A 21,408-nucleotide genomic window follows, 5' to 3' on the forward strand; every position below is an offset into this window, starting at 1 on the left:
AGTTCTCAAACAAGAGCATCTCAACGATATTCACATACTGGTATTGCGGCAGGCTTGGGAAGGACACTCTTATCCAGAGATTGCCAAAAGCGCGGGTTATGATGCCGAATACATTAAGTTTGTTGGCTTTCAGTTATGGCACGTTCTCAGTCGGCTATTCGGAGAAAAAGTCACCAAGAGTAATGTTCAGTCTGTTATGCGACGGAAAGCGCAACAGGCACAAGTAACCGTCCCACTACCAAATAGCCGAATTAGTCACAATATCAACCAACAAATCGATCGGAGTGGTGCGATCGCCGATCGAGTTGCAACAGATGTAACCAAACTCAACAAAACTATTAATTGGGGAGAAGCAATTGATGTTTCTATTTTCTACGGACGTGCACAGGAATTAGCTTTATTAGAACAGTGGCTAATTGTCGATCGCTGCCGCCTAGTGACGCTGTTGGGGATGGGTGGCATTGGTAAAACCTCTCTCTCTATCAAAGTAGCAGAACGCATCCAAGAACAATTTGATTATATTATTTGGCACAGTCTCTACAATGCTCCATCGCTACTCGACTTATTGGTAGAATTGATTCAATTTCTCTCGAACCAACAGGAAACAAATTTACCGGAAACTGTGGGTGCTGGAATCTCGCGCCTGATGCACTATCTGCGACAGCATCGGTGTCTTTTAATATTAGATAACTTCGAGTCAATTCTACAGGAAGAAGAACGCACGGGTTGTTATCGACAGGGATATGAAGGCTACGGTCAACTTCTGCGATGCGTAGCCGAAATAAACCATAAAAGTACCCTGCTACTAACCAGTCGAGAAAAACCGAGCGGTTTAGCCGCTAAAGAAGGTAAAAATTTGCCAGTTCGTTCATTACAACTAACAGGTTTAACAACCCCAGAAGCACAGGAAATTGTCCAAGGTATTGCTGTTTTTCAAGGCTCAGACTGCGAATGGGATATTTTGAGATCCCACTATGCTGGAAATCCGTTAGCCTTAAAAATGGTTGCTCCAGCCATTCATGATTTTTTTGAAAGTAGCCTGACCAGATTTTTAGAGCTTTTAAATCAAGGAACTTTAGTATTTGATGATATTCGGAACCTATTAGACCGACAATTCAATCGTTTATCAGATGTAGAAAAAAAGGTGATGTACTGGCTGGCGATCGAGCGGGAGCTAGTCTCGCTGATAGAATTACAACAAGATTTAGTTTCAAAATTAACTGTCAAAGAATTACTAGAGGTTTTAGGTTCTCTCGTTAGACGTTCTCTCATCGAAAAAACCTCAGACGGCTACACTCAACAACCCGTCGTCATGGAATACATGACGGAACGATTAATCGAAAAAGTCTGCACTGAGATAACCAGCAGCGAAATTGACCTTCTCAGAAGTTATGCTCTTCTCAAAGCTACAGCTAAAGAATACCTTAGAGATACCCAAGCTCGTCTTATCCTTAAACCAATTGCCGATCGACTGCTTTTTAGTTTTGAATGCCAGCAACTTCTCGAAAACCAACTCAAACCAATTCTGGCATCGCTGCGCGGTAAACCAACACTAGAAACTGGCTATGCTGCGGGTAATATTATAAATCTGTTACGTCAGATGCAGGCCGATTTAAGCGGTTGGGATTTTTCTAATTTGACGGTTTGGCAAGCTTATTTACCCGATACGAATTTGCATCAGGTAAACTTTGCTGGGGCTAATTTAGCTAATTCCGTTTTCGCCGAAGTTTTGGGAAGTGGTTTGTCAGTCGCTTTTAGCCCGGATGGAAAACTTTTAGCTTTGGGCGATACGAATGGTGAGATTCACTTGTGGCAAATGCCAGAGGCTAGGCTGCTGAGAACTAGCAAAGAATACGGCAGCATCGTGTTATCCGCTGCTTTTAGTCCGGATGGGAAAACTCTTGCTACTGGCGGTAGTAACGGGACGATTCGTTGCTGGGATGTTAGCAGTTGGTCTATCCGTCAAATATTGCAGGGAAATACTAGCACTGTGCTGGGAGTTGCTTTCAGTCCTGATGGCAAGATGCTTGCTAGTAGCATCGGTGATGGAACTGTGCGTTTTTGGGATTGGAGTAATGGACGATGCTTGCTAACATTGCCAGCACACCAAAGTCAGGCGCGCTCGCTTGCTTTCAGTCCTCAAGGTAAGATTTTAGCTAGTGGCGGTGATGACGGAACGCTCAAACTGTGGGATGTAGAGACGGGAGAATGCCTGAAAATGTTTGAGAGTGACAGCAGTCAAATTCGATCGGTTGCTTTCAGTCCGGATGGTAAAACGATAGCCAGTGGCGGTGATGATTCTGCGATCGACCTCTGGGATATTAACACGGGTGAAGTCTTGAGGATTTGCTCTGGACATTCACAAATAGTGGTGTCTGTTGCCTTTAGTCCTGACGGTCAGATTTTAGCAAGTTGTAGCGAAGACCGCACCGTGAGATTGTGGGAGGTTGCATCCGGTCAGTGCCTAAAAACACTGCAAGCACACACCAGTCCGGTTTCAGCCGTCGCGTTTAATCCTGATGGCAAAACTTTAGCTAGCACTGGTGAAGACCGCACCCTAAAACTGTGGGATGTTAAAACAGGTCAATGTCTGAAAACACTTTACGGGCAAAGCAATCCAGTCACATCGGTAGTTTTTTCACCCGACGGTCAAACCTTAGCCAGTAGCGATCGCGCCGTCAGGTTATGGAATCCTAAAACAGGAAAATGTCTTAAAAGCTTACAGGATGGACAGACTAATCGGTTGAAATCCATTGCTTTCAGTCCCGATGGACACCTGCTGGCAAGTGGATTCTATGACACTACTGTCAGGTTATGGGATGCTACGACTGGACAGTGCCTAGAAACTTTACAGGGTCATTCAACTTGGGTTTGGGGAGTCGCCATCAGTCCGGACGGTAAGACGTTGGCTAGTTTCAGTGGCGACCAGATTATAAAACTATGGGATATCACGACAGGACACTGTCTTTATACTTGTGCCGAACCTGAGGGCTGGGTGTTGGCAGTTGCGTTTAGTTTTTCAGGTCATATCTTCGCTTCTGCCAGTGCTGATAATACGGTGAAGTTATGGGATATCAGTACAGGGGAAGTTTGGAAAACTTTTACCGGACATAGGGGTTGGGTTTGGTCTGTTGCCTTTAGTCCTGATGGTAATATCCTGGCAAGCAGCAGTAGTGACAGTACCATCAAATTTTGGGATATCAATACAGGAGAATGTCTGATAACCCTAAAGGGACATGACGGTATTGTGTCATCTGTAATGTTCAGTCCTGATAGTACACACTTGGCGAGTGGCGGTCATGACCAAACTGTACGAGTGTGGGATGTTAGCACGAATGAGTGCTTGCAAGTTCTGCGGGGACACGACAATTGGGTGTGGTCGGTTGCTTTTAGTCCAGATGGTCAAATTCTAGCCAGTGCCAGCCAAGATGAGACGATTAAGCTTTGGGATGCCGTAACGGATAAGTGTATCAAAACCTTGCCTGTTCCCAAACCTTATGAAGGAATGAATATTACAGGTGTTAAAGGTTTAACTGAGGCGACTGTTGCGACGCTCAAAACACTGGGGGCAGTTGAAGTAAATTGATCGCGACTAATACCAAATCCGGGTTTACTACCCCTTTTTTTTTGTATTATTTGTCATTGCGGGGAACGAAGCAATCGCTTAGTCTCTGCGATTGCTTCCTTCCTGGCAATGACGGAGGGGTAGTCATGATATTAAACCCGGATTTGGGATCGGGCGACTACATTGGAGGGGGTGGGGCGTCTTGAATTTTATCCAGTGCTGCTTTCATTTCAGGAGTGGCTAGCAACTTTTGGGTATCTGCGATCAAACGATCGCCCCAGAGGTTTTCTTTGAGATATTCTACGGTAGCATAGCGTTTGTCGAGTTTCAGAGCTGCTTCTCCCATCGCTAAGCCTTTTGCTTGGTCGCCTTTGCCGTAGAGTGCTACTGCTAGAGCTAGCATTGATTCTGCTGCTTTGTCGTCGAGGGCGATCGCCTGTTCCCAGCGTTTGATAGCGCCATCGACATCTCCCATTTCGTATTTGACCAATCCGATATTGTTGATAGCGGGCCAGAGGTTTTTTTCTAAAGCAAAGGCTTTTTCGTACTGGGCGATCGCCTGATCAAACCGCTTGAGCTTGTAAAAACTGTTACCCAAATCAAATAAAGCGCCCGGAGTGTCTGGTTGTAATTTCAACCCTGCTTGCAAATATTCCGCTGCTTTCTGGTAGTTCGCTTTCCGAAAGTGAGCTTCTCCCAAGACAAATTTAATAGAGGCATTTTCTGGCGATAGAGATTGAGCTTGCCCCAAAGCTTCAATGCCCTTGTCAAACTGCTCGACTTGAAGGTACAAACTGCCTAACAAAGTCCAAGTTTGAGCATTCTTAGGGGCTAATTGTGTAGCAAGTTCGGCTCTGGGGACGGCCAGTTCGTACTGCTGGAGTCTGGCTAGCTGGACCGCTTCTTCTGCAAGGCTGACGGCTGTTTGTTCGAGTTGGGCAGAGTCGATTTGCAGGGTGTAAGGCAGGAGTGCCTGTGCGACAGCAGGCTCGGGCATTGTCCAAAAACCGAGTGCGAGCACCAAAGATATTAAAGGAATGCGATTAGGCACTGTACAGCCCCAGAAAAAAATATAAGGGTTTCTCGATAGCCTATAATAACCCATATTTTTGAGTTTTGATATTGCTTCCTGACTCGCAACGCTTCGCGGTTTTCTGTTAAATAGTTCCAAACTTCTGTTTGGAAGGAAGGAATAAGAGTTTTTCTTCACCGCTTTAGAGAGGACTGAAGTCCTCACTACAAACCGGGTAAATTCTTCATTTTCAGGAACTTGAGTGACTTAATAAAGTCTGTTGAATTTTGTCTAATAATTGTGCGGCCGACAAGGAAGAAGGCAAAATTTTGGCAGATACTTCTTGCAGCAGAAAGTCGATCGCCTCGGATTCCGAATTTACAGCAGACCGATAATCCCAGACTAAAATTGGCCGTTTAACTGCCATTTGCCGGAGGTTCGATAGCGCCTGCAACATAGCGGGGGATTCAGAGGGGGCATCTGGCAAGCACAGCAAAACTAAGTCAACGCTTTGATATTGCAACTGCTGCAAAACTTCTTTCCAGCAGGGAGCGATCGACCCTCGAAATCCTGCGGTTTGGATGTACTGAATCAAAGCTTGAAAGTTGGGAGTAGAAAACTGGGAATTGGGTAGGGGAATCTGGGCATTTGTCGGTCGATCGCGATTTTCCAATTCTTCCGTCGGGTTCCCCCCAGCAGTGCGGTGCAAATCGGGTAAAGTTGAAATGTCAGCAAATAAAATGCTGGGCTTCCAACTCATGCCAGCAGCGACTTGAATCACTTGCCACAATGCACTTGCCACCAACCCAATACCTGAAGTTTCACTGTCCTCGGGACCCAGAGTAGCCAAACAGGGAAATACCGACAATTTTTTGACTTGATTTGCCAGTTGCGTAGTTATGGGGTCTAAAGTCACCAAGGGGAGAGAGCCCAAATTTCGAGACCGACTTAACTGTTCGATAAAAGCTAAGGGGTTTTCCAGTTGACTTGTACCGTCCAAGACGATCACGTCGGGCCGCCAAATTCGGGCCACGAGTTCTGCTTGGCCGAGGTCGTCTGCTTCTAAAACCCGGCAGTAGTTGGGGTTGAGCAGTAAAGCGGAACCTTGAGAGGAACTGTTTTGCGGGCTGAGCCACAACACAGTTAAATAACTCCTTACTTTGGCGGTACTGGCATTACTGTGACCGATCAAGTCTGCCAGCAGCCGCCGCAAAGCTGGTGCTTCTACCGGCAAGCTCAAAAAGCCTTCGGCTCGGTTGACACTGGCCCGTTCTTTTTCCCCTCTGGTGGCCGTGACGATCGCCGGAATCGATCGGGTATCTGGATCGCTCTTGAGCAGCGTCAGCACGTCCCAACCGGACAGCAGCGGCAGCAGCGGGTTGAGGAAAATCGCTTCGGGACTAAACCTGCGGGCTTTTTCCAGCGCTTCGGTGCCGGAACGGGCGACTATTACTTGGTAGCCCAAGCCCGAGAGGACGTTGGTTAAATCTTCGATATATTTGGGAACTGCTTCGACTATTAATACTAAACGAGAGCGAGAATTGCCGATCGGAGTCTGATATGGGGGTTTTAATAATTCTGACTCGGCGGAGGTCGGTGCTGGGAATTCTTCGCTGCTGTTTCCCGGAGGATTTGGCGGCAGTAGCAGGGTAAATTGAGAGCCTTGGTTTTCTGAGGAAATAAACGAAACGTCTCCGCCGTGGAGCCTAGCTAGGCGTTGAGTCAGTACCAGTCCCAGCCCGGTTCCTTGAAAGCGCCTGGTGAGGGGGCTTTCTAGCTGTTGGAATTTCTCAAAGATCAAGTGCTGTTTGTCGGCGGGGATGCCGATGCCGGTGTCCCAAACTGTGAATGCGATCCAGCCTTCCCAAACATTTACTTTCAATCCGATTTTGCCGCCCGCTTCGGTGAATTTTAGGGCGTTAGAAAGGAGATTAACGAGCATTTGCCGCAGTCGCAGTCCGTCGGCAATTAAGTAGCTCAGCCCTGGTTCTATTTCGAGTGTAAATTCGATTTGGGCGGAGGTTTCTGCGTTTGCTGCGCCATCCGTTTTGCTCTGCCCTGGAGGGGATTTTTCTTCTTGCTGTTGCAGTTGTTTTGCTTGTTCAAAGGCTGTTTTGCAGGTAGCTGCTATTTCGACCGGTTCGGGAATTAGTTCTAGCTGCCCGGTTTCCATCCGGGTCAAGTCTAAAATGTCGTTAACTATTGTCATTAAATGCCGCCCACTTTTATGGATTAGTTTGGCGTAGCGTGTTTGGCGGTCGTTGAGTTCTCCGATCAATTTATCTTTGAGGAGGCTGGACAAACCGAGGACGGCGGTGAGCGGGGTTTTTAGTTCGTGGCTGATGCAGGATAAAAATTCGTCTTTGAGTCGGTTGAGGTGGATTAAATCTGCGTTTTTCGCTGCTAGTTCTTTGGCGACTAAATGTTCTTCGGTGACATCTTGTCCCATTACTAAAATTAGCTGGTCTGAGAGCGGCTGTTTGACAAATTGCCAGATCCGTTCTTGACCTTTTTGTACGGGGCAATCGCAAATGTAGGTGTCTGGTTTGCCGGCCATCGGACACCAAGCTGGAGCGGTTAATGTTGAGGGGGAGGCGGCCGCGTACAGGGGGAGCGGGCAACTGGTGGCTGCGGTTGAATCGCGATCGCCCGAGCTACTTGCTCCTACTAGGCTCATGCACTCTTGGGTGAAGGCTTCTAGCTGCACGCTCTTGTATTCGGTTGTTAAATGGCTGGGTTTGTGGGGCGAGTGTTTGCGCAAATTTGCTGCTGGTTCGGGAACTGGTTCCGGGCCTGCTCCCAGGAAAATCCGCCACGCTGCGTTTTGGCTGACTATTTGTGCGGTGGGGGTTTGCAATCTCAGGGGCAGGGGCAGTTTTTCTAGGAGTTGGACTAGGGAGTTCAGGTTTTCTGAGGGTTTCAATCCTGCTTCTAGAAAGCGCACTTGAGCGTCTAGGGCGGTGGCGATGGCGGAGGCAACGGGCATTAATTCGATTTCTTTGACGGCTGTTGGCTTGGCATTCAGGCTGCTGTTAAGTGCAGCGAATTGCAGCAAGCTCAGGCTGTCTAGCATTCCTAAAAATTTACCGCTGGCATCTGTGAGGGCGATCGGGCTATTAGAGGAGCCGCCGGCGGTTTGGCGGTTTTGCCGGGCTGGGGTGTTCAGTTCCTCTGTTTGCAGGTATTGCCAGAATTCGCTGACGCTCAGAGCCGCGGGTAATGCCCTGAGTGGTTCGATCGCGAGGGCGCTTTCTGACAAAGGTTGCTGCCCGTCGTTTGTGCAATCGGCCACAAGTGCCCAAAGGCTGCGGAGGTAAACTAATCCTAGCGGCTGTTGCTGTTCGTTGACTACTGCGACTCGATCGCAGTTGCTGGAGCTGAAAATTGACCGCAGCGATTCTAGCGCCGCCGTTTGGAGGCACAGCGGCACTGGCTCGATAAAATTTTTGAGACTGGGGCTGGTGGTTGGCATAACAAACCTGAGAGTCTGCTATCTATAGCAGTAATATTTTTGATATTCAAGGTAGCTGCGGCTTTCTGTATCTTATTTTGTTTTATATCAGTTCGCTATCATGCCCGGGATCTGCACCGAGACCTAGGAGTTCGATGCCAGCACCTGATTTGAGGCGACTAGCAATTATTTTAAGGCTTAAGCTTAATTGCAGAAATCTAGCTCAGGGTGCTTGACACAAAAACAAAGGAGTACACTTTCATTATTCCTGTGCTGCAAGCAGATCGCTTATTTTGCGGTTAAGATTGGTTAAAATAAATGTTGAGATGATTGTTAAAATGTTAAGTTTTTTGTAAAGGAGATATCAACTCTGAGCGATCCAGCACTTTCGGGCAACTTAGGTGGTGTACCTACAGCTTTGCTTCCCCAACTGTCTATCGGTATTTTTATCCGCTCTGAGGAAATCGCAGCCTCTGCGATCGAGCTTTTGAGGGGCGAACGCTATGCTTTAACGCACATTAAGTCGGCAGTGGAGTTTTTGGGGTTCCTTAAAAACAATTATCACCTTGATTGTTTGGTTTTTGAGGTGGATCGGGATCTGCGATCGCTTCTGGGCAAGCTGCAAGAACGATCAATCTTTTTGCCTGCGGTGATTTTTTCGCCCCAGCCCGGGGTGGCAGAAAAGCCCGAAGCACCATATTCAGATGGTTTTGAGGCGGCAGCCAGTACCGCCAACAAGAGTCAAGAGGAAAGCTGTACTTTTTTTTATCACCCTGCTGAGGTGCAACTGGCAATCGCTCGATCGAGCGAAATAGCTTTAAGTATCGATCGGGCGATCGCCCAATTTCTGAAACTTTCAACTCCGGTTCCTGTCAATTACCAATCCGCAACGGTCGATGCGACGGTCCAATTAACGGCTCAAAGTTTGCTAAGCCGACAGCAGCGGAGGCTGGCGGAAAAATTACGCGAGCGATTAGGATACTTAGGTATCTATTATAAAAGAAATTCACAGATTTTTTTGCGAAATCTCTCTGCACCCGAGAAGCAAAAGTTTTTGGAGCAACTCAAGTCAAGTTATCGCGACATCCTTTTAAATTATTTTTCTCAAGATACTGCGGTCAACAATCAAATAGATGAATTTGTGAATTTGGCTTTTTTTGCTGACATTCCCGTCACTCAAATTGTAGAAATTCACATGGAATTGATCGACGAGTTTGCTAAACAGCTAAAATTAGAAGGGCGCAACGAGGAAATATTGCTCGATTACCGCTTGACTCTGATTGACGCGATCGCTCATATGTGCGAGATGTACAGGCGATCGATTCCGAAAGAGGCATCTCAAGGTAAAAGGTAGAAGGGATGCGGCCGAATTTAAGCAAGAAGAAGGTAGAAGAGAGAATTTAACAAAGCAGAAAGGAGAAGACAAACGGGCGCGCGATCGCCAGGCGGAAATTATTATAAAATAACAAAGAACAGCGGATTCAAGACAAATAACAACTATAACTAACATCTGACAACTAATACTCAACATTTAAAAAAGTTTATGAGTTCTCTGAAGAAAACCTACGTTCTGAAGCTGTACGTTGCGGGGAATACTCCCAACTCCGTGCGAGCATTGAAAACCCTCAAGGACATTTTAGAACAAGAATTCCAAGGAGTCTACGCGCTGAAAGTCATAGACGTTCTCAAAAATCCTCAGCTAGCAGAAGAGGACAAAATATTGGCAACCCCAACACTGTCGAAAATCCTGCCGCCGCCAGTGCGAAAAATTATTGGCGATTTGTCCGATCGCGAGAAAGTTCTGATAGGATTAGATTTGCTCTATGAAGAACTTCGGGAAGAAAACCTGAATTCATAAGATAATCATGTGAGAGTCAGTCGATTTTAGATTTGAGACGGGGGCGTGAGACGTTCGGCGAGCGCGAGCGTCGAGCCGTCGAGTCGCGCTCGCCGTCGAACGATTTGAGATTTTAGATTTACTCCACAGATGCAATCTGGGAGCTTGAACAAGAGTCTAAAATTTTGATCTCTCCACGACAGGAGTCGGGGGCTTGTATCTGTTTTGGGCGGGGTCATTAGTCAGCAGTCAGAAGTCATTAGTTATTGAGCAAGAGTTAAAACTAAAAGCTGGGTACAAATACTCCTGATCCGCGGTTAATGATTGACAACTAAATAATACTGAGAGTTGACAAAAATCGACATGAATGAAATTAGTCAAACGGTTCAACGAGAAGGATTGGTAACGGCAGGAGTTGAAAAAATCCGCACCATGATTGAGGGTTTCGATGACATCAGTCACGGCGGAATGCCGCTGGGCAGAACCACCCTAGTCAGCGGCACATCAGGAACGGGAAAAACTTTATTTGCCGTACAATTTCTCTATAACGGAATTACCCATTTTGACGAAGCTGGAGTGTTCGTTACTTTTGAAGAATCTCCCACAGATATTATTAAAAATGCTTGCAGTTTCGGTTGGGATCTGGCACAGTTAATCGAGGAAGGCAAGCTATTTATTTTGGACGCTTCCCCCGATCCGGAAGGTCAAGATATCGTAGGAAATTTTGATTTATCAGCCTTAATTGAGCGAATTCAGTACGCCATTCGCAAGTACAAAGCCAAGCGGGTTTCTATAGATTCGGTAACAGCCGTATTTCAGCAGTACGACGCTGCATCGGTGGTGCGACGAGAAATTTTTCGTTTAGTTGCGCGCCTCAAACAAGTAGGAGCAACTACAGTTATGACTACGGAACGGGTGGAAGAATACGGCCCGGTGGCACGGTTTGGAGTGGAAGAGTTTGTGTCGGATAATGTAGTGATTGTTCGCAACGTTTTGGAAGGAGAACGCCGCCGCCGCACAATGGAAATTTTGAAGTTGCGGGGTACAACTCACATGAAGGGCGAATATCCTTTTACAATGACTAATGACGGAATTAATATTTTCCCATTGGGGGCGATGCGATTAACTCAAAAGTCTTCTAACGTGCGGGTTTCTTCCGGCGATAAAACTCTCGACGAAATGTGCGGTGGCGGTTTCTTCAAAGACTCAATTATTTTGGCTACGGGTGCAACGGGAACCGGCAAAACGCTCTTGGTGAGCAAGTTCTTGCAGAATGCTTGTATGAACGGCAATCGGGCGCTGCTGTTTGCCTATGAAGAGTCGCGAGCTCAGTTGTTCCGCAATGCTTATTCTTGGGGCATTGATTTTGAGGAAATGGAAGAGAAAGGACTGCTGAAGCTGCTGTGTACTTACCCGGAATCTGCAGGTTTGGAAGACCACTTGCAGACTATTAAATCAGAAATTGCTGAGTTCAAACCTTCTCGAATTGCTATAGACTCGCTGTCTGCCTTAGCTAGGGGTGTCAGCAATAATGCTTTCAGGCAATTTGTGATCGGAGTGACAGGTTTTGCGAAGCAGGAAGAAATAACCGGCTTTTTCACGAATACAAGCGACCAGTTTATGGGTTCTCATTCGATTACAGACTCCCATATTTCTACGATTACTGACACGATTATCATGCTGCAGTATGTAGAGATTCGAGGAGAAATGTCGCGGGCAATTAATGTGTTTAAGATGCGCGGTTCGTGGCACGATAAAGGAATTCGGGAATACACGATTACTGAAAGAGGGCCGCAAATTAAAGATTCGTTTCGCGGTTACGAACGGATTATCAGCGGTTCTCCTACTCGCATTACGATTAATGAGAAGAGTGAGCTATCGCGGATTCTCCAGGGCGTGCAAGGTCAAGACGATGAGGAGATTTGAGAGTTAGCAGTGATTCTTCATTATAAAGTAGGTTGGGTTGAGCTAGGAAACCCAACTTTTTTAATTTGAGGAGTTTGTGAATATTTATAGCAACCGCGACCCTAATGGGGAGATTCTTAATTGCTGAAATATGAGCTTTTATTGCCTTCTGCATCAGTGCCTTCTGCTATAGCAATCCGACTAAATAGGTTGTGGTAAAAATCTTGGGGTAAACTGTTGCCCATCTAAATTGTATATTTCAATGACGTATCAAAAATCATAAAACCTTCTCCCCATCCCACCCTCAAGCATAACAGAAAATCTTTCTGGCCTAGCAGCTTAGTGCCGGGCCCTGCCTATCCCTACTACCCCTAGATTTAGGGAACGGGGGATTGCCTCTACAAAAATATGAGAACTCAACTGGGAGGGTGATATGTAGCAGCGAGTTGGCCGGTGGTGTGATGATTTGCCGCTTATTTCCCACCATCGTTGGTCTGCCGATCGTCTTATGTGGCATTGTACAGGCAGGAGTGCGTCACAATCTCTACACCCAGGAAATCGGCATTGCATTGCTGTACCTTTTGACGATTATAGTTATGGGTAATTTCATTTTGTGGGATGCTAAAACACAGTGTTTTATCGACTATCCAGCACTTCACCACCCCCTCACCGGCCTTGGCAATCGCCTATTATTTAACACAAATATCTCTCTAGAAATCGCTCTAAATCAGCAATTAGGCAGTTTTTGGGCACTTTTATTCCTGGATTTAGATCGGTTTAAACTCACATCTTGCACCATTCTCAAGAACAGGCTTTCCGGCTTCACAAGAAAATTCACTCTTTGTGGAACAGGCCGGAAAGCCTGTTCATAAAAAACTTATTGAGAATGGTGCAACATCTCAGTTTAAAACGATTAACCATACTTTAGGGCATGGTGTGGGAGATGACTTGCTCAAAGCAGTTGCTCAAAGGCTTGTTGAAGAGCTTGGCCCGCTGGGGTGGGGACGAATTTACAATCCTGTTCACCAGGCTGAGTGGGCGTGATGCGCTGTTAGATGCGCCACTATCCAAGAAGCCCTCAAACCCACTTTTATTCTTAAAAACCATTATTTACCCATCACCACCAGTGTTGGCATCTCCCTATATCCACAAGCTGGAATGAATGTCGATACCTTGCTCAAAAATGCAGATATTGCCCTATATCGTGTTAAGGACTCGTGGCGCAATACCTATAGTTTTTAAACAGCAACAATACCTTTGCCCGAATCCAATACCGAGGCGATCGAAAATCCCTTGAATTGTGCTTGGAAGGCGAATGCTTGCTGTATTATCAGCCTCAGCTCGATTTGCAAACAGGTAGCCTGGCTGGTGTTGAAGTTCTCCTACGATCGCATTCTCCTGAACTAGGTTGGATTCCTCCCGATCGATTTATTCCCATCGCCTTTATAAACTGGATTGATTTTGCCCTCCGAGCGAATGGATTTTAGAGCAAGCTTGTTGGCAATATCAGCAGTGCCTAGGAGGAGTAATTCTTCCTAATATAGCGGTGAATCTGTGGGCACGTCAACTCCCCCAACCAGCTTTAATCGCTAAGATCGATCGCATTCTTGAGCGCACCGAGAGGAAACCGAAATATCTAGGGCTAGAGATTACCGAAACGGCAATGATGCTTAATTTTGACATTACCTACAATGTTTTGAGCCAATTATCGGAGCGCGGTATTGGGATTTCTGTCGAGGATTTTGGGACTGGCTATGCTGCTTTTAACTACCTGAAAACTTGGACGGTGAAGTCACTCAAAATCGATCGCTCATTTGTGCGCGATTTAGCCAGCGATCCGAGGGATCGCTCAATTGCCAAGGCCCTAGCTGCAATGGCACCTGGCTTAAATCAGGGCACAATTGCCCAAGGAATTGAAACCCCAGCGCAATGGCAATAGTTACAAGGGATCGGCTGTGAAATCGGGCAGGGTTAGATGTTTAGCAAGCCTGTCAGTGCTGAGGTAGCCACTCAATTAATCCGACATCCTGAATTGTTGTCTACCAGTCTTTGGGATGAGCAATCCTTATAAAAGCGCCCAAAAGTCTTATAATCAATTTAATCCTCGTGTCCCTCAAATGATCCAAAAAATTCTACGAAAAAATAATATAAAAATGTTTGGACAAGGCACCCAGACCATGATGTTTGCTCATGGATTTGGGTGCGATCAAAATATGTGGCGTTTCGTAACACCGGCCTTCGAGAAAAACTACAAAATCATGCTATTTGATTATGTAGGTTCTGGCAAGTCAGATATTAGTGCCTACAGCTCTAAACGGTACAGCGACCTCAATGGCTATGTTCAGGATGTCCTCGATATCTGTGAAGAATTGGCGTTGACTGATGTAATTTTTGTCGGCCATTCTGTCAGCGGTATGATCGGCATTCTGTCCTCAATTCAAGCTCCTAATTACTTGGATCGCCTGATTCTCCTAGGGCCTTCACCCTGCTACATCAATGATTTACCAAATTATTACGGAGGGTTTGAGCGCAAAGATATTGAGGCTCTCCTAGATATCATGGAGAAAAATTACATTGGTTGGGCAAGCTTTATGGCGCCAATCGTGATGCAGAATCAGGATCGTCCGGAGTTAAGTGATGAGCTTGAGGCAAGTTTTTGTTCTACCGATCCGGTGATAGCAAATCGCTTTGCCGAGGTGACTTTTTACTCGGACAATCGCAGTGATTTACCCAAGGCGTCAGTACCTTCACTGATATTGCAATGTGCTGATGACGTGATCGCTCCCACCGAGGTAGGGCATTACCTCCACCGCCACCTGCCTAAAAGTACCCTACGGCTGATGAAAGCTACGGGACATTGCCCGCACATGAGTCATCCACAAGAGACGATCGAGATGATTAAGAAGTATTTGAGTGCACCTCATACTACCTAAATTGTATAGCAAACATGACCTACCAGATAGACGACCTACTCAACACGTCACCCTGTGGATTCCTCTCGTTTGCTGACGATGGTACGATCGTAATGGTCAACGCCACATTACTGCAATTACTCGGACATGAAACCGAGGAACTGCGGGAACAGAAGATGGAATCCATTCTGCCCATCGGCAGCCGGATTTTCTTTCAAACCCATTTCTTTCCCCTGTTGAAGCTCCACGGTAAAGTAGAGGAAATTTACTTATCATTAAGGTCAAAGCAGGGTAGTGATATACCCATGCTGATCAACGCTGTGCGTCGGGAGAAGGGAGGAAACTTCGTCACTGATTGCATCTTGATCTGTATCCGCCAGCGTATACTGTACGAAGGTGAAATTATTAAAGCAAAAAAAGCAGCAGAGGCAGCTATTCTCGCCCAACAGCAAGCGGAAATCGCTCTGCGGCAACAGTACGACAAAGCGATATTACTTCAAGAAATAACTCACCACATCCGTCAATCTCTTGATTTGTCTACAATTTTTGAGATGGCTTCCCGGGAGATTCGCCTGTTTCTTGATACCGAGCGCGTCGGCATATTTAAGTTCTATCCTGACAGTAATTTTGAATATGGTGAGTTTGTTTCAGAATCCGTAGGCGAAGGATGTGAATTGGTAAGTATAAATCAATTTAACGACTATTATTGTGGTGAGAAATACCCGGAGTCTTCTCAAGAAAATAGAATGCAGGTAGTAGAAGATATCAATAAAATTGACATTCAACACTGTTACCCCGCTCTTTGGAAACAATTTCCGGTTCTGGCTAATTTAGTGGCGCCGTTGCTTAATGGACAAGATTTGTGGGGGTTGTTATGTATTCATCAATGTTCGGCTCCTCGGCAATGGGAGGAATGTGAAATTGACCTTGTTAAACAGATCGCTAATCAGTTAGCGATCGCCATTAAACAAGCGGATATTTTTCAGAAGTTGCAGAAGGAATTGGTAGAAAGGCAGCAGGCCCAAGCGCGACTGAGAGTAATTAATGAACAACTTGCACTCTCTAACGAAGAACTAGCCCGGGCTACTCACCTCTTAGAACAAGTGGTCAATATTGATGGGTTGACTCAAATTGCTAATCGTCGCTGTTTTAATGACCGCTTAGAGCATGAATGGCAGCGCCTATACCGGGAACAAAAACCGATTTCTCTTTTGTTGTTTGATGTGGATTATTTCAAACGTTATAATGATTGCTACGGTCATCAAATGGGGGATGATTGTCTGTTCAAACTTGCTCAGAGTGTGCAAGAGGTGGTGTACCGTCCGGCGGATTTGGTGGCGCGTTACGGCGGGGAAGAATTTGCCATCATTTTGCCTAATACTGATCTTGAAGGAGCGAGTTTGGTAGCCCAACGGATTCACGCTGCTATTCAAGCTTTAAATATTCCTCACAAAACCTCTGATGTGAGCGATGTAGTTACTATTAGTCTGGGTATCGCCAACTTAATTCCGATTTCCCAACTATCATCGGCTGACTTGATTGCGATCGCAGATCGTGGACTCTACCGTGCCAAGCAACAGGGGCGCAATCAGTCCCGGATCTGCGACTACAGCGCCAATTCGATTTTTGACACTGACGCTTAAATTACAATAATTGAGACCGAGGACAAAAACCTGTCCCCGGTCTCTCAAAGTCAGTCATTCGTTGAAACACTCAGGGCCCGATCGAACGTGCGGTGATTCTTGACACTTCATCAAAATCCGCTACCGAAATAGTCTTAGGTTTTCGACCTGTCCATAAGCGAGTTGTGGCAGTTCCCTATCCCAAGGGGAGCACAATGATAACACAAAGCAGTGCTTTTATGAGGGGGTTTTAAACCCAATTTTTTGATAAATTTAAATGAGCACGGAGGGATTTGAACCCCCGACCCTCAGGACCGGAACCTGATGCTCTATCCACTGAGCTACGTGCCCTCGACTTTTTTGAGTATAACACGTCTTGCGGAAAATGGCGAGTGCCGATCGCAAATTTCCTGACCTGCCTCCAAACCGCTTGACCCATGCGGGTTCAACTCGCCCGCGCGATCGTGTATCAGGCAGTTCTCGAAGCCAGAGACTGCAAATTATACCTAAATTCTCAAAATAATACCACAATAGGTAAAATAATAGGCTTTAATATAGCAAAGATTAGCTTCACATTCGATCGGAGTTTAGCATCTACCGTCGGTAATATAGCCTGCAGCAATTCTCTCTGGTTAGTCGGCAGTAAATGGTACTGCTGTTAAGACAGGTTGTGCAAGGACGGTTCTCGACTAAGTTCACAAAACCTCTCAATCTTATGGTTTCTAAAATTTTAGACCAATTACCGCTGCGAACTGTTCTCATAGTTCCATTTATACTGCAAATCGTAGGAGCCGTGGGACTCGTAGGATATCTGTCTTTTAGAAACGGACAAAAAGCAGTTAATAACCTTGCCAGTCAGTTAATGAGCGAGGTGAGTTTGCGTGTCCAGCAAAACCTGCAAGCTTACGTGACAACTCCCCATCAAATCAATCAAATCAAGCTGGATGCTGTCAAGCTCGGGTTGTTAAAGATGGAAAACTTATCAGCTTGGGAAAAATATCTTTGGCGGCAAGTACAATTATATCCCTATATCAATTTTACCTCCGTTGGCAACAAGGATGGAGACTATCGAACCGGAGAAAAACTGTCAAATGGCTCTCTAAGGATTAATGTGTCAGGCAAATCTACTGGTTTTGATTTTTATTCTTACAATACTAATGATACAGGCGATCGTACTCGCGTAGCAACAGTTGTCAAAAACTTTGACATCCGCCAACATCCTTCGTACCAAAATGCGGCTAATGTCCGCCAACCAACTTGGAGTTCCGTTTATATTTCGTTTCTAGAACCGACATTAATACTCAGCGCACTCCAACCCGTATACGAGAATAATCAGCTAAAAGGAGTATTAATTTCTGCCTTGCGTCTCGACCATATTGGGAGATTTTTAAACAGTCTCAAAATTGGTCAATCCGGGCAAGCATTTATTGTCGAAAAGAATGGTACGTTACTGGCAACTTCAACTGCCGAACAACCATTCCGTACCAAAGATAATAAAAAAGAACTATTCAAAGCATCCGAGAGTGTTGACCCCTCGACTCAAGCTACAGCTAGATATGTAGCAGCTCGTTTTGGGGAATTAAAGGAAATTAAAACTTCCTATCTCTTGAATTTTGAAATAGACGGCAAGCGACAATTTGTAAAAGTTCTACCATTCCAAGACGGCCAAGGTTTAGACTGGCTGATTGTCGTAGTTGTTCCCGAAGCAGATTTCACCAAAGAAATTGAGGCTAATACTCGCACAGCACTTTTGCTTTGTTTGGCAGCTTTAGGAGTAGCTGTGGCGATCGGCATTCTGACTTCTCGCTGGGTGACAGATCCTATATTGCGCTTAAATACAGCAGCCAAAAATATTGCTAAAGGTGAATGGGACAAAACAGTAGAAAGCGAACGCTCCGACGAATTGGGGGAATTAGCCAAGTCATTTAACAGCATGGCTCAACAACTGCAACAATCTTTTGAAACTTTAGAACACCGAGTCCAAGAGCGGACGGCAGAATTGGCTGTAGCTAAAGACAAAGCGGAAGTAGCGAATCAAGCTAAAAGCGCCTTTCTTGCTAACATGAGTCACGAATTGCGATCGCCTCTCAACGCAATTCTCGGCTTTTCCCAACTGATGACTCGCAGCCAAACTCTATCGCCAGAACATCAAGAAAATATTAGCATAATTAACAGCAGCGGAGAACACCTGCTCACCCTGATTAATAACGTGCTCGATTTATCTAAAATTGAATCGGGGCGCACCACCCTCAATCCCAAAAAATTCGACCTCTATCGCCTGCTCAACGACTTGCAAGATATGTTTCAACTCAAAGCAGATGACAAGCACTTGCAGTTAGTTTTTTACCGCAGTCCCGACGTGCCACAATACGTTGAAAGTGACGAGTTAAAGTTGCGGCAAATCTTAATTAATTTGCTCAATAACGGTCTTAAATTTACCGATGAGGGCGGTGTATCGGTCAGAGTTAGCAAGCAGTCATTAGGCAGGAATCAGCAGGCAGAAGGAGAAAGAGTTTATCTCTCCGAACAATTAATAAATACAGAAGTTCCCGCCTGTAATAATCGGGAAATATCCCAATTAAGTCAATCTAAAAACGCGATTTTAGCCACCCCAAATGACGAAACCGAACCTGCCTCTTCCTTCTTCCTCCATTTTGAAGTCGAAGATACTGGCCCGGGTATTGCTACCAAGGAATTAGACGATCTTTTTGAAGCTTTCGTGCAAACCCAAACCGGAAAAGATTCGCAAGAAGGTACAGGCTTGGGATTGCCAATTAGCCGCAAATTTGTGGAATTAATGGGTGGCGAAATGAGCGTTGGTTCTACTGTTGGCAAGGGGACTAATTTTAAGTTTGACATTCAAGTGATTGCGGTCAATGCGGCTGATATTGAGAACCCAAAACCGACCCGCAATGTTATTGCCCTGGAACCCAACCAACACACCTATCGAATTTTGATAGTAGACGACAAACCGCTAAATCGCCAACTGCTAATTAAACTTCTCAATCCTCTGGGTTTTGAACTGAAAGAAGCTACTAACGGTCAAGAAGCTATTGAGATTTGGGACAGTTGGGAACCGCATTTAATTTGGATGGACATGAGGATGCCCGTCATGGACGGCTACGAAGCGACGCAATATATTAAAAGCACTATTAAAGGTCAAGCTACTGCGATTATTGCGCTGACTGCTAGCGTTTTGGAGGAAGAACGGGCAGTTATCTTGTCGGCGGGCTGCGATGCTTTTATGCGGAAACCTTTCCGGGAAGCCGATATTTTCGATGCTATGCACAAACATATCGGAGTGCGCTATATTTATGAAGATCGGGGTCAAGCTAATTTATTGGAAATCAAAGAGGGCGATCGCACAATGACTGCTGCTGATTTCGTGAAATTGCCTGAGTCGCTGGTAGCTGATTTAAAGCTGGCAATACGGAATGCAGATATGGATTTAATTGATAGCTTGATCCAGCAAATTCGATTAAAGGATGCAGTAACGGCCGATGCGATCGCCAATTGTATAGAAAATTTCGAGTACGACAAAGTTTTAAAGTTAATCTCTCAAGCAATATCACATGAATAACAACCTTCCTACCACCGATCGCGGTAATATTTTAGTAGTTGACGACACCCCAGCTAATTTGAGGCTGCTAGCCGGAATTTTGAATAGCCAGGGCTATAAAGTCCGCCCCGTACCTAGCGGGGAGTTAGCGCTTTCGGCGGCAAAAGGTATGCCTCCAGATTTGATTTTGCTGGATATTATGATGCCCGAAATGAATGGGTACGAAGTTTGCGAAAAAATCAAAGCTGATGAACGCACTCGCAACATTCCGGTAATTTTTATTAGCGCGATTAATGACGTACTAGATAAGGTCAAAGCCTTTGCTGTGGGCGGGGTAGATTATATTACCAAACCCTTTCAGATGGAAGAGGTTCTAGTTAGGGTAGAAACCCATTTAGCCCTGTGCCAGTTGCAAAAAAAGCTCCAACAGAAAAACGATGAACTGACAGTCACTTTAGACCAACTGCAAGCAACTCAGAATCAATTAGTGCAATCGGAAAAAATGGCCGCCTTAGGGCAACTGATTGCGGGCATTGCTCACGAAATTAATACGCCGCTGGGGGCGATTAGATCGTCAATTGGAAATATTACCAGCTTTTTGGATAACAATCTCGAAAGTTTGCCAGTTTTTTTTAAAGAATTGTCAACCGAACGCCAGCATGATTTCGTGGGTTTGATGCAGAGTTCCAGCCAACAAACTTACTCTTTATCTACGCGAGAAAAACGGGGATTGAAAAAAGGCATGAAGCAGCAACTAGAGTCGGAAGGGATTGGCAATGCTGACAGCCTTGCTAGCATTTTAGTCAATATCGGATTGCCGGAAAATCTGCAAGAATTCTTGCCGTTGCTCAAAGACCCTGACAGCGAAAATATTATAAAAACAGCCTACGACTTTGCTAGCATTCACAGAAGCGCCCGAACCATCGCTACCGCTACTGAACGCGCTGCAAAAGTCGTATTTGCCCTAAAAAATTATGCGCGTTACGATGTAAATGGGGAAAAAATACAGGTGAATATTACTGATGGAATTGAAACTGTATTAACTCTTTATCAGAACCAGATAAAGCAGGGTGTGGAAGTCGTCAGAAACTATCAAGCTCAATTGCCTGCGGTACTGTGTTATCCCGACGAACTAAATCAAGTTTGGACAAATTTAATTCACAATTCCTTACAAGCGATGAACAATCAAGGAACTTTAACAATTGACGCGGTACAGCAAGATACCAGCGTTCTGGTAAAAATTACTGACAGCGGTAAGGGGATTCCACCGGAGATTTTGCCGAAAATTTTTGAGCCTTTTTTTACTACCAAACCTGCGGGAGAAGGCAGCGGGTTGGGATTGGATATTGTCAAAAAAATAATTGAAAAACATCAGGGTAAAATTGATGTGGAGTCGGTTCCCGGTCAAACTGCATTTACAGTGTCTTTGCCGATTAATTTAACAGAGTAGGTAAAGCGCCCCAGACTTCACTCTGGGGCTAAAAATTTGCAGTCTACCCGCGCGGAATGTAGAATTGGGAAAACGGTGTGCTTACCCATCCGGGT

15 protein-coding genes, 1 tRNA gene and 1 pseudogene are annotated in these 21,408 nt (G+C 45.5%); 14 read left to right on the top strand and 3 right to left on the bottom strand.

Features of this window, described 5'->3' with window-relative positions; genetic code table 11:
* The coding region (locus ACUVJL_RS26580; RefSeq protein ID WP_445248578.1) for an NB-ARC domain-containing protein at positions 1–3,586 on the top strand (3,586 nt) is incomplete at its 5' end.
* A 157-nt stretch (positions 3,587–3,743) separates the two neighbouring features.
* Here ACUVJL_RS26580 and ACUVJL_RS26585 read toward each other — a convergent pair.
* Both ACUVJL_RS26585 and ACUVJL_RS26590 read right to left on the bottom strand, forming a co-directional pair.
* Positions 3,744–4,616, bottom strand: a complete 873-nt coding sequence (locus tag ACUVJL_RS26585; protein WP_445248579.1) for a tetratricopeptide repeat protein — start codon at positions 4,614–4,616, stop codon at positions 3,744–3,746.
* 211 nt (positions 4,617–4,827) lie between these two features.
* Positions 4,828–8,049, bottom strand: a complete 3,222-nt coding sequence (locus tag ACUVJL_RS26590) for an ATP-binding response regulator (protein ID WP_445248580.1) — start codon at positions 8,047–8,049, stop codon at positions 4,828–4,830.
* Between the two features lie 397 nt (positions 8,050–8,446).
* Here ACUVJL_RS26590 and ACUVJL_RS26595 point away from each other — a divergent pair, with 397 nt between their 5' ends.
* The 11 genes and pseudogenes from ACUVJL_RS26595 (at position 8,447) to ACUVJL_RS26645 (ending at position 16,325) form a co-directional block, all read left to right on the top strand.
* Positions 8,447–9,382, top strand: coding sequence for a circadian clock protein KaiA (locus tag ACUVJL_RS26595; protein ID WP_445248581.1), 936 nt, complete (start codon positions 8,447–8,449; stop codon positions 9,380–9,382).
* Positions 9,383–9,571: 189 nt separating this feature from the next.
* On the top strand, positions 9,572–9,886 hold the full coding sequence (gene kaiB, locus ACUVJL_RS26600) for a circadian clock protein KaiB (protein WP_333134354.1): 315 nt from the start codon (positions 9,572–9,574) through the stop codon (positions 9,884–9,886).
* A 342-nt stretch (positions 9,887–10,228) separates the two neighbouring features.
* Positions 10,229–11,791, top strand: a complete 1,563-nt coding sequence (gene kaiC / locus ACUVJL_RS26605) for a circadian clock protein KaiC (protein ID WP_445248582.1) — start codon at positions 10,229–10,231, stop codon at positions 11,789–11,791.
* A 440-nt stretch (positions 11,792–12,231) separates the two neighbouring features.
* Positions 12,232–12,642: a diguanylate cyclase domain-containing protein gene (locus ACUVJL_RS26610; RefSeq protein ID WP_445248583.1), complete on the top strand. Its 411-nt coding sequence runs from the start codon at positions 12,232–12,234 to the stop codon at positions 12,640–12,642.
* Entirely contained in the window at positions 12,614–12,814 is a 201-nt protein-coding gene (locus ACUVJL_RS26615; RefSeq protein ID WP_445248584.1) for a diguanylate cyclase domain-containing protein, read from the top strand. The genes ACUVJL_RS26610 and ACUVJL_RS26615 overlap by 29 nt, the downstream gene beginning before the upstream one ends.
* 18 nt (positions 12,815–12,832) lie before the next feature.
* Positions 12,833–13,012 (top strand): annotated as a pseudogene (locus tag ACUVJL_RS26620) (diguanylate cyclase domain-containing protein); the annotation flags it as partial.
* A 15-nt stretch (positions 13,013–13,027) separates the two neighbouring features.
* The gene (locus tag ACUVJL_RS26625; RefSeq protein WP_445248640.1) at positions 13,028–13,177 is read left to right on the top strand and encodes a hypothetical protein; all 150 of its coding nucleotides are present in this window, start codon (positions 13,028–13,030) and stop codon (positions 13,175–13,177) included.
* Positions 13,117–13,257 carry a hypothetical protein gene (locus tag ACUVJL_RS26630; protein ID WP_445248637.1) on the top strand — a complete coding sequence of 47 codons (141 nt, stop codon included), beginning with the start codon at positions 13,117–13,119 and terminating at the stop codon, positions 13,255–13,257. The genes ACUVJL_RS26625 and ACUVJL_RS26630 overlap by 61 nt, the downstream gene beginning before the upstream one ends.
* The gene (locus tag ACUVJL_RS26635) at positions 13,251–13,709 is read left to right on the top strand and encodes an EAL domain-containing protein (protein WP_445248638.1); all 459 of its coding nucleotides are present in this window, start codon (positions 13,251–13,253) and stop codon (positions 13,707–13,709) included. The genes ACUVJL_RS26630 and ACUVJL_RS26635 overlap by 7 nt, the downstream gene beginning before the upstream one ends.
* Positions 13,710–13,824: 115 nt before the next feature.
* Positions 13,825–14,703, top strand: a complete 879-nt coding sequence (locus tag ACUVJL_RS26640; protein ID WP_445248585.1) for an alpha/beta fold hydrolase — start codon at positions 13,825–13,827, stop codon at positions 14,701–14,703.
* A gap of 14 nt (positions 14,704–14,717) precedes the next feature.
* Positions 14,718–16,325, top strand: a complete 1,608-nt coding sequence (locus ACUVJL_RS26645) for a diguanylate cyclase domain-containing protein (protein WP_445248586.1) — start codon at positions 14,718–14,720, stop codon at positions 16,323–16,325.
* Positions 16,326–16,582: 257 nt separating this feature from the next.
* Here the strand turns inward: ACUVJL_RS26645 and ACUVJL_RS26650 are convergent.
* Positions 16,583–16,655 (bottom strand) — tRNA-Arg (locus ACUVJL_RS26650).
* Between the two features lie 364 nt (positions 16,656–17,019).
* Here ACUVJL_RS26650 and ACUVJL_RS26655 point away from each other — a divergent pair.
* Positions 17,020–19,884, top strand: a complete 2,865-nt coding sequence (locus tag ACUVJL_RS26655) for a response regulator (protein ID WP_445248587.1) — start codon at positions 17,020–17,022, stop codon at positions 19,882–19,884.
* Entirely contained in the window at positions 19,877–21,313 is a 1,437-nt protein-coding gene (locus ACUVJL_RS26660; protein ID WP_445248588.1) for a hybrid sensor histidine kinase/response regulator, read from the top strand. The genes ACUVJL_RS26655 and ACUVJL_RS26660 overlap by 8 nt, the downstream gene beginning before the upstream one ends.
* The last annotated feature ends 95 nt before the right edge of the window (positions 21,314–21,408 follow it).

The organism is Microcoleus sp. OTE_8_concoct_300 (assembly GCF_031383065.1).
GTDB lineage: Bacteria > Cyanobacteriota > Cyanobacteriia > Cyanobacteriales > Microcoleaceae > Microcoleus.

Bases quoted from the DNA above. Each gene is read 5' to 3' on its own strand.
- ACUVJL_RS26590 (WP_445248580.1), bottom strand. From the start codon at position 8,049: ATGCCAACCACCAGCCCCAGTCTCAAAAATTTTATCGAGCCAGTGCCG.
- kaiB (WP_333134354.1), top strand. From the start codon at position 9,572: ATGAGTTCTCTGAAGAAAACCTACGTTCTGAAGCTGTACGTTGCGGGG.
- kaiC (WP_445248582.1), top strand. From the start codon at position 10,229: ATGAATGAAATTAGTCAAACGGTTCAACGAGAAGGATTGGTAACGGCA.
- ACUVJL_RS26610 (WP_445248583.1), top strand. From the start codon at position 12,232: ATGATTTGCCGCTTATTTCCCACCATCGTTGGTCTGCCGATCGTCTTA.
- ACUVJL_RS26640 (WP_445248585.1), top strand. From the start codon at position 13,825: ATGAGCAATCCTTATAAAAGCGCCCAAAAGTCTTATAATCAATTTAAT.
- ACUVJL_RS26645 (WP_445248586.1), top strand. From the start codon at position 14,718: ATGACCTACCAGATAGACGACCTACTCAACACGTCACCCTGTGGATTC.
- ACUVJL_RS26655 (WP_445248587.1), top strand. From the start codon at position 17,020: ATGGTTTCTAAAATTTTAGACCAATTACCGCTGCGAACTGTTCTCATA.
- ACUVJL_RS26660 (WP_445248588.1), top strand. From the start codon at position 19,877: ATGAATAACAACCTTCCTACCACCGATCGCGGTAATATTTTAGTAGTT.